Origin of the sequence: Desulfonatronospira sp. (assembly GCA_003563255.1) — a bacterium.
Lineage (GTDB): Bacteria > Desulfobacterota > Desulfovibrionia > Desulfovibrionales > Desulfonatronovibrionaceae > Desulfonatronospira.
Genome location: PWSL01000138.1, coordinates 1 through 8,722, shown reverse-complemented (window position 1 = coordinate 8,722; position 8,722 = coordinate 1). Strand labels below are relative to the sequence as shown.

Below are 8,722 nucleotides of genomic sequence, written 5' to 3'. Positions count from 1 at the left end.
GCAGGCTCCCAGTTCCAGGAGCTGCTCCAGCAGGCCGCTGGCCTGCTCCCTGGCCCGGGTGACCACCACGCCTCTGCCTAAGAGGGGCAGCTTTTCAAACCAGTTGAGCTCATCTCTTAAGTGGACCACATGTCCCACCACCAGGAGGGACGGGGGCTTGAAGCCCTGTTCTACTGCCTGGCCGGGGATGTCCTGTATGGTGGAGACCATGGACCTGTGCATGCAGGTGGTGCCCCAGCGAACCAGGGCTGCAGGGGTTTGCGGGTCCATGCCGGCCTGGATGAGGCTGTGGCTGATGTGCTGCAGGTTCTTGACCCCCATAAAAAAGACCAGGGTGCTGGTGCCGGTGGCCAGGCTGGCCCAGTTGTGGGCGCTTTCAGGCTTGTCCGGGTCTTCGTGTCCGGTGATAAAAGAGACAGAAGAAGCGTACCTGCGGTGAGTCAGGGGGATTCCGGCGTAGGCCGGGGCAGCCACGGCCGAGGTCACTCCGGGGATGATCTCAAAGTCTATGCCCGCCTGAAGGAGTTCCTGGGCTTCTTCGGCCCCGCGCCCGAAGACATAAGGGTCGCCGCCTTTGAGCCGGGCTACATGGTTGCCGCTGCCGGCCCGGTCCACCAGGAGCTGGTTGATGCCTTCCTGGCTCAGGGTATGATCGCCGCCTTTCTTGCCCACGTAAATAAGTTCTGCATCCTTTCTGCAGAATTTCAGAAAGTCCTCGTTGGCCAAATAGTCGTAGACCACCACGTCGGCCATGGACAAAAGGTCCCTGGCCCTCAATGTCAAAAGCCCGGGATCACCTGGGCCGGCACCTATGAGATATACTTTGCCCATATATTTATTACTCCTGCTGTATGCCTTCAAGGCGGGTGTAAAGGGCCTGGAGTTTTTCCTTTTCCTCCCGGATGCGATTTGCCTTGGCCTGCTCCTTTTCCACCACATCCGCAGGGGCATTGTTTAAAAATCCCGGGTTTTCCAGTTTTTTGCCCACCACGCTTAGGTCTTTTTCCAGTTTGCCCAGTTCCTTCTGCAGTCTGGCCAGTTCGCTCTGGATGTCCACCACACCTTTTAGAGGTACAAAGAGTTCATACCCCTTGACTACAGCTGCCCCGCAGCCCCTGGGGGGCTCAAGGTCCATGCCGGTCTGCATGTCCCCCAGTCCGGCCAGGCCCTGGATAAGATCCCTGTGTTTCATCAGAAAATCTCTGTCCGGCCCATCCACCTGCATCAAAAGCTCCAGCTTGAGGCCCGGGGCGATGTTGAGCTCGCTTCTGATGCCGCGCACAGCCGTGACCACCTGCTGCAGAAATTCCATGTTGTCCGCGGCCTCAGGGAAACTGCACTGCGGCCTTTTTTCCGGGTAGAGTTCCCGGCTCAGATCCTGGTTTTCCCTGCCCGGGAGCCTGCTCCAGATTTCCTGGGTGGCAAAGGGTATCATGGGGTGCAAAAGAATGATTATTTCGGATAATACCTGTGAAAGATTGTTTCTGGCCTGTTCTTTTGCTGCTTCATCCTCCCCGTAAAGTTCAGGCTTGATGAGTTCCAGATACCAGTCGCAAAAGGAGTGCCATACGAACTGATACATGGTCTGGGCCGCGTCATTGAAGCGGTAGTTTTCCACTGCATCCCGGACCCGGTCCTTGACCTCTTCCAGCCGGTGAAGAATCCACTGGTGAGCCAGTCCCTCCACTGCAGACGCATGGAATGTGCGGGGCGGCTCCTGCAGATGCATGAGGCTGAAGCGGGCCGCGTTCCAGATCTTGTTGATGAAATGCCGGTAGCCTTCCACCCGGTCCTCGCTCATCTTGATGTCCCGGCCCATGGCCGCCAGGGAGGTCAGGGTAAAGCGGAAGGCATCGGTGCCGTATTTGTCCATCATAAGCAGGGGGTCGATGACGTTGCCCTTGGACTTGCTCATCTTCTGCCCGGAGGCGTCCCGGACCAGGGCGTGGATGTATACGTCCCTGAAGGGTACCTGGTCCATGAAGTGAACACCCATCATCATCATGCGGGCCACCCAGAAAAAAAGGATATCAAAGGCGGTGACCAGAACAGAGGTGGGGTAGAATTTCTGCAGGTCTCTGGTGTCATCCGGCCAGCCCAGGGTGGAGAAAGGCCACAGGGCCGAGGAAAACCAGGTGTCCAGCACGTCCTGGTCCTGCTCCAGCCTGGAGCTTTCACACTTGGTGCATACAGTGGGATCTTCTCTGGAGACTATAAGTTCTCCGCAGTCCAGGCAGGTCCAGGCCGGAATGCGGTGTCCCCACCAGATCTGCCTGGAGATGCACCAGTCACGGATGTTGTCCATCCATTCAAAATATGTCTTGGCCCACTGTCCAGGCACAATACGCGTATCCCCGCCGGATACAGCATCCCGGGCCTTGCTGGCCAGGGGGCCGACTTTGACGAACCACTGCCTGGATACGTAGGGCTCCAAGACGGCGCTGCAGCGGTAGCAGTGCCCCACGCTGTGTCTGTGAGCTGCAGAGCTTTCCAGGAGGTCTTTTTCCTTTAATTCCTGCAGGATTTTTTTGCGGCACTCCATGCGGTCCAGCCCGGCGAACTGTTCGCCGGCCTCCGGGGTCATTGCGCCCAGATCGTCTATGACCTGGATGAGTTCCAGGCCGTGCTTGCGGCCCAGTTCAAAGTCGTTGGGATCGTGGGCGGGAGTGATTTTCAGGCACCCGGTGCCGAACTCCATGTCCACGTATTCGTCGCCTATGATGGGCAGCCTGCGGTTTAAAAAGGGCAGAACAGCTTTTTTACCGATAAGGTGCCTGTAGCGCTCGTCTTCCGGGTTTACCGCTACTGCTGTGTCCCCAAGCATGGTCTCAGGGCGCGTGGTGGCCACCACTAAGTGTCCGGAGCCGTCCTCCAGGGGGTAGCGCAGATGGTAAAGCCCGCCGTCAACCTCGGAGTATTCCACTTCCAGATCGGACAGGGCCGTGTGGCAGCGGATGCACCAGTTGATGATGTAATCCCCCTGGTAAATAAGTCCCTGTTCATAAAGCTCAACAAAGACTTCACGCACTGCCCGGGAAAGCCCGTCGTCCATAGTGAAGCGAAGCCGGCTCCAGTCCACGGAAGCACCTATACGGCTTATCTGGTTCAGGATTTTGCCGCCGTACTCTTCCTTCCACTGCCAGACCTGCCGGACGAATTCCTCCCGGCCCAGGTCCTGCCTGGTTGTGCCCTGGGCGGCCAGGGATTTTTCCACCACGTTCTGGGTGGCGATGCCGGCATGGTCGGTGCCCGGCACCCAGAGGACGTCGTAACCCTGCTGGCGGTGATAGCGGCACAGAATGTCCTGCAGGGTCAGGTTCAGGGCATGGCCCATGTGCAGTGTGCCCGTGACATTGGGCGGGGGGATGACTATGCTGTAGGATTTGCCACCGGGCTCATCCGAAGCAGTGAAGCTCTGGTTGTCATTCCAGTAATCTATCCATTTTTTTTCCACGTCCCGGGGCTCAAAACCCTTGGGCAGACTCTCTGGCATCTCAAACTCCGAATATTTGACAGGGATTCACGATCTGCGGGCTGCAGCGCTTGCTGAATGCAAAAGTGCTCTATTATACTTAAAGGTGCTCATCGTCAAATACACAGAAAGAGACAGTCCCGGGACAACCGGGAACACCCGGTACCTTCTGGGACGGGCAAAAAAGCTTTACCCATGCCGGCGGCATAGCAGGACGATTGCGGCATCCCCTGAATGGTTCGCAGGATGTCCTGTGTGCAGGCCTTGAAGTCCCAAAATCTGCCCGGCAGGGCTATGCAATGCCCAGGGCCTGGTCCAGCTCGTCTTTTCTAAAGCCCACTATTACCCTGTCTCCCACCAGAATGGTGGGAAAGCTGGCGGCGGGATTATATTTCTTCAGTTCTGCCAGGGTGTTGTTACGTTCTTCACCGGTGAGCCAGTCTACGTGTACCGGTGTGTATTTTACACCGCACTGATCCAGGTATTCCTTGGCTTTTTTGCAGTGGATGCAGGTGCTGAGGGCGAAAATTTTTACTTCCTGGGACATGATGGACTCCTTGTCTGAAGGGTTTTTTATTAGAGAAACAAGTCTACAGGCCAGGCTGAAAAAGTCAAAAACATATTTGAAGCCGTCGGTTCAGTCCCGGAAAGGCCGAGCCGGCTTGACTGATCTCGTTCAGGTGCAGCCTGCAAAGGAAAACCTCCCGGACTTGGATGGATATTTCCGGGTAAATTCAGGGTGCATAACACTACAGCGACACTTTGTGTTAATTATTGCCCAGGCCACCGGGGACAGGCACTTTTGCCGAACTCAAACCGTAAAATGGCTGAGCTCTGGGCGGCAAAAGAGCCAGTCCCCTTCGAGTTCAAATAAAGTGTCGCTTTAGTGATAAAAAAATGTTGTACTGCCCTGATGTCTATGGCACTAAAACACGATCTTGTGGCAATAACGGGTGTACTATGGAAATTGTTTTCTGGGGGAGCAGGGGTTCTGTTCCGGTCTGCGGTCCTGAATATGCCAGGTATGGAGGGGAGACAACCTGCGTAGAAGTCAGAAACTCTTCAGGTGGCAGGATAATCCTTGACGCAGGCACTGGAATCCGGCGGCTGGGTACATTGCTGCTTCAGGAAGAAAGTGCTCAGGCGGATATTTTTTTTACCCATACCCACTGGGATCATATTATGGGACTGCCGTTTTTTCAGCCCCTGTATCAGCCGGGGTTCAGCATCAACCTGTATGGTCAGCCCCGACTGCAGGGGGATATACACAAGCTGGTCTTCAAGGAACTTTTCAGGCCGCCGCATTTCCCAGTTCAGTACAGCCGGGTTATGTCGGATGTTAATTACCAGGAGTTCCAGGGCAGGCTGGAGGTTCAGGGGTTTTGCCTGGAGACCATCTCCCTGTCCCATCCCAACCTGGGTCAGGGTTTCAGGATCAGCAGCAGCGGCAGGACGTTTGTCTTTCTGACGGACAACGAGCTGGGTCATTTTCACAGGGGGAGAGCTTCTTTTGAAGAATATGTCCGGTTCGCCCGGGACGCTGACCTGCTGGTGCACGACAGCGAGTTCACCCCTGCAGAGTACAGGAAAAAAAAGGGCTGGGGACATTCAACCTGTATGCAGGCCATGGAACTTGCTGCAGCATCCAGAGTCAAGCGTCTGGGCCTTTTTCATCACAACCAGGACAGAAATGATGAAGGGGTGGATCTTATGGTGCAGCAATGTGTGGAGGAGATCACCGGAAAACAACTGGCCCTGGAGTGTTTCGGGGTGTTCCAGGGCCAGGCTGTAAGGCTTTGAAAAACTACATGTATGCCTTGACCTTGTGCATCAGCCGCAGGAGCTGGTTGCAGAAGCCGGCTTCGTTGTCATACCAGATAATCAGCTTGACCTGAGTGTCGTCCATGACCGAGGTCAGCGGTCCATCAACAACACCCCCATAGGTGCTGCCGTTATAATCCACGGAAACCAGGGGAATCTCTGTGTATCCCAGTGTGTCTTTTAGATGTCCCTGGGCTGCCGCCTGCAGGGCCTGGTTCACTTCCTGAGCGGTGGTCTTCTTTTCCACTTCCACTACCAGGTCCACCAGGGATACATTGGCCGTAGGCACCCGGACCGCCATACCGTCCAGCCTGCCCTTGAGTTCGGGAATGACCTGGGTGACCATGCGGGCCGCCCCGGTGGTTGTGGGAATCATGGACATGGCCGCGGCCCTGGCCCGGCGGATATCCTTGTGGGAGCCGTCCAGGATTCTCTGGCTCATGGTATAGGAGTGGATTGTGGTCATGAGACCGTGTTTGATGCCGAAGCTGTCATGCAGCACTCTGGCGGCCGGAGCCAGGCAGTTGGTGGTGCAGGAGGCGTTGGAGATGATTTTGTCCTCGGGGCGCAGATCCTTGTCGTTTACTCCCACCACGATGGTTTTGTCCGGGTTTTTGCCCGGCGCGCTTATGAGTACTTTTTTGGCCCCGCAGGAAAGGTGCTTTTCATTGCTTTCACGGTCAGTGAATTTTCCAGTGGTTTCCAGGACCATGTCCGTGCCCAGATCCCCCCAGGTCCATTCACCCGGTCCCTGCCTGGTGACCAGGACCTGATTGCCGTCTACGGTGAAGCCCTTGTCATTGGCCTGGACTTCTCCCGGAAAAGTACCGTGTACGGAATCATATTTGAACAAATGTGCCAGGTCCTGGTTGTCGGCCCTGGCGTTTATGGCCACCAGCTGCAGTTCCTGATTGCCGGCAAGCAACCTGGTCATGTATCTGCCGATACGTCCGAATCCGTTTATACCTACTTTTACTGCCATGGGGTCTCTCCTTGAAAGTTTAAAAAATGGTATCTGTTCAGCGCTTTGGATCTGGCATGGGGACTGGCTCTCTTCGCACTTATTTTTATTAAAAATGATCTTGGTTTTATTGGAAAAAATAAGTGCGGGGAGAGCCAGTCCCCGGAGGTCAATCATAAGTTTCGCGGTAGTGCTAAACAGATACAAAAAATGTTGTACCTGCTATCTGATAAATCTTGGTGCAGGTCTTGTAAACCAGGTGCTGCAATAACGTTTTAAGCGTGACTTCTGTGGCATGAGAAAATGAAAACCTGCTAAATCTTGCCTGATGAGCCCAACACGTTTTTGATCTTGTGCTGGACCATTTCCTGCACTGCTTCCCTGGCCGGTCCCAGGTACTTGCGGGGATCGAATTCCTGGGGTTTTTCCTGGAAGAATTTGCGGATAACCGCGGTCATGGCCAGCCTGATATCGGTATCGATATTGATTTTGCATACTCCTGATTTGGCGGCCCGGCGCAGAAAATCCTCGGGAACACCCTTGGCGTCGGAGACCTGTCCGCCGTAACGGTTGGCCATGTCAACGAATTCCGGCAGGACCGAGGATGCCCCGTGCAGCACCAGGGGATATCCAGGCAGCCTGGACGATATGTTTTCTAAGCGGTCAAAATCCAGGGTGGGCTCACCCTTGAACTTGTAAGCCCCGTGGCTGGTGCCAATAGCAATGGCCAGAGAGTCGCAGCCGGTACGTTCAACGAATTCGACTGCTTCCTCGGGATCCGTGAAAATGTTTTCCTCTGAGCTGACTTCGTCCTCCACACCGGCCAGACGGCCCAGCTCGGCTTCAACCCATACTCCCTGCCCGTGGGCGCATTCCACCACCTGCTTTGTCAGGGCTATGTTTTCCTCAAAGGGCAGGTGAGAGCCGTCAATCATGACCGAGGTGAAGCCATCGCTGATGACATCGCGGCATATCTCAAAGTTCTGCCCATGGTCCAGATGCAGGACCACAGGCAGGTCCGATTCCTTGAGGGCGGCCTCCATGAGCTTCATGATGTATGTCTGCCCGGCGTATTTGCGGGCTCCGGCGGATACCTGGAGAATCAAGGGGGAGCGCTCGGCTTCTCCGGCCTTCATTATTCCCTGGATGATCTCCATGTTGTTTACATTGAAGGCGCCGATGGCGTAGCCGCCCTGATAAGCCTTGTCGAACATTTCTTTGGGTGATGTCAGGGGCATATGTCCTCCTTAGGGTCTTGGGTGAAAAAAGGTATAGCACTGCATGCAGAGGCTGTTTGCCGGCCAGTGAAAAAGCCGGGAGCACTCTGCAGAACATCCAGAAAGTATTTAAAAATCAGAATTGAATATTAACAAATGCAATTGCTTCTTGCAACTCGCTTATGACTTCATGGTTGGTCAGTTCAAATTGAAGCGGAGTAAGGGTGATATAATTGTTGCTGAGCATAGCCCGGTCCGCTTCAGGATCCACCAGGTGCATGGGTATTTCTCCGCCCAGCCAGTAATAAGGATTTCCCCTGGGGTCTTCGCGCAACTGATAAAAATCGCGGTAGACCACAGTGGTCTGGGGGCAGAGCTTTATCCCCCGGACCTCGTGTACTTCGCAGGCAGGGAAGTTGAGGTTCAATACGTTTTGACAGGGCAGCCTGGACCAGTCAAAACGCTGAATAAAAGTCTTTACCCATTGGGCCTGTTGCGAGAGATCCAGAGGTCGGAATTCGTCAATGGATACCGCCAGGGAGGGTACACCGGCCAGGGCCCCCTCGGTGGCTGCGGAAACCGTCCCGGAATAGAGGATATCTATCCCGACGTTGGCCCCGCTGTTTATGCCGGAGACAATCAGGTCCGGCTTCTTCTGAAGATGAAAGTGCATGGCCCACTTGACGCAGTCGACGGGTGTGCCGGAGATGCCCAGTCCCTTGAAATTGTTCTCGTGGATTTTTTTTACTTTTATGGGGGAGAAAATGGTCAGGGAGTGGCCCACAGCGCTCTGCTCGGTCATGGGGGCAACCACGTGTACCTCGAATCCCGCACCGGTAAAGGCCCGGTAAAGGGATTTGAGACCCATGGCATGGATGCCGTCGTCATTGGTCAAAAGAATTTCCATTTTGCAGGAGCCTCGGGGTATTCTTTTTTGGCCCGGTTGAAACCGGCGTTGAAGGCTTTAAGGTTTATATCCACAATCTTCTGGGGGAGGATTTCCTTAAGGCTTTTGCGCACTGAAGTGGCCCGCATAAAAGGGATAAAGTGCGTCAGTGCTCCCATAGCCACGATGTTCGTAGTCTGGACCAGGCCGACTTTCTGGGCCATGGTGGTGAAGGGCAGCCCCCAGAAGATGTTGGTGGGCGTCTGGGAAACCAGGGAAGTGTCCACCAGCAGGAACCCTTCGGATTTGAGATCGCCGAAGTACTTGTTGCAGGCCTCCTGGCTCAGGGCCACCAGCAGGTCCAG

8 protein-coding genes are annotated in these 8,722 nt (G+C 55.0%); 1 reads left to right on the top strand and 7 read right to left on the bottom strand.

Going from position 1 to position 8,722, the window contains the following annotated elements; genetic code table 11:
- From cobA to QZP87_RS03780, 3 genes are all read right to left on the bottom strand, one after another.
- On the bottom strand, nucleotides 1-831 hold an 831-nt coding region (gene cobA, locus QZP87_RS03790; RefSeq protein WP_291321586.1), incomplete at its 3' end, for a uroporphyrinogen-III C-methyltransferase.
- A gap of 7 nt (nucleotides 832-838) precedes the next feature.
- Nucleotides 839-3,493, bottom strand: a complete 2,655-nt coding sequence (locus tag QZP87_RS03785) for a valine--tRNA ligase (protein WP_291321585.1) — start codon at nucleotides 3,491-3,493, stop codon at nucleotides 839-841.
- Nucleotides 3,494-3,764: 271 nt separating this feature from the next.
- On the bottom strand, nucleotides 3,765-4,019 hold the full coding sequence (locus QZP87_RS03780; protein ID WP_291321584.1) for a glutaredoxin family protein: 255 nt from the start codon (nucleotides 4,017-4,019) through the stop codon (nucleotides 3,765-3,767).
- A gap of 413 nt (nucleotides 4,020-4,432) precedes the next feature.
- Between QZP87_RS03780 and QZP87_RS03775 the strand changes: the two genes are divergently transcribed.
- Complete coding sequence (locus tag QZP87_RS03775; RefSeq protein ID WP_291321583.1) at nucleotides 4,433-5,272, top strand: MBL fold metallo-hydrolase; 840 nt, start codon at nucleotides 4,433-4,435, stop codon at nucleotides 5,270-5,272.
- A 4-nt stretch (nucleotides 5,273-5,276) separates the two neighbouring features.
- Here the strand turns inward: QZP87_RS03775 and gap are convergent, their stop codons facing one another.
- The 4 genes from gap to QZP87_RS03755 form a co-directional block, all read right to left on the bottom strand.
- Nucleotides 5,277-6,275 carry a type I glyceraldehyde-3-phosphate dehydrogenase gene (gene gap, locus QZP87_RS03770; protein WP_291321582.1) on the bottom strand — a complete coding sequence of 333 codons (999 nt, stop codon included), beginning with the start codon at nucleotides 6,273-6,275 and terminating at the stop codon, nucleotides 5,277-5,279.
- Nucleotides 6,276-6,568: 293 nt separating this feature from the next.
- The gene (gene fba / locus QZP87_RS03765) at nucleotides 6,569-7,492 is read right to left on the bottom strand and encodes a class II fructose-1,6-bisphosphate aldolase (RefSeq protein ID WP_291321581.1); all 924 of its coding nucleotides are present in this window, start codon (nucleotides 7,490-7,492) and stop codon (nucleotides 6,569-6,571) included.
- Between the two features lie 115 nt (nucleotides 7,493-7,607).
- On the bottom strand, nucleotides 7,608-8,378 hold the full coding sequence (gene surE, locus QZP87_RS03760; protein ID WP_291321580.1) for a 5'/3'-nucleotidase SurE: 771 nt from the start codon (nucleotides 8,376-8,378) through the stop codon (nucleotides 7,608-7,610).
- A partial coding sequence (locus tag QZP87_RS03755) for a 2-oxoacid:acceptor oxidoreductase family protein (RefSeq protein WP_291321579.1) occupies nucleotides 8,363-8,722 on the bottom strand: 360 nt, incomplete at its 5' end. The genes QZP87_RS03755 and surE, both read right to left, overlap by 16 nt.

What these genes read in the sequence shown, in the direction of transcription:
- QZP87_RS03780 (WP_291321584.1), bottom strand. Translation starts at nt 4,019, where the DNA reads ATGTCCCAGGAAGTAAAAATTTTCGCCCTCAGCACCTGCATCCACTGC.
- gap (WP_291321582.1), bottom strand. Translation starts at nt 6,275, where the DNA reads ATGGCAGTAAAAGTAGGTATAAACGGATTCGGACGTATCGGCAGATAC.
- QZP87_RS03775 (WP_291321583.1), top strand. Translation starts at nt 4,433, where the DNA reads ATGGAAATTGTTTTCTGGGGGAGCAGGGGTTCTGTTCCGGTCTGCGGT.
- fba (WP_291321581.1), bottom strand. Translation starts at nt 7,492, where the DNA reads ATGCCCCTGACATCACCCAAAGAAATGTTCGACAAGGCTTATCAGGGC.
- QZP87_RS03785 (WP_291321585.1), bottom strand. Translation starts at nt 3,493, where the DNA reads ATGCCAGAGAGTCTGCCCAAGGGTTTTGAGCCCCGGGACGTGGAAAAA.
- surE (WP_291321580.1), bottom strand. Translation starts at nt 8,378, where the DNA reads ATGGAAATTCTTTTGACCAATGACGACGGCATCCATGCCATGGGTCTC.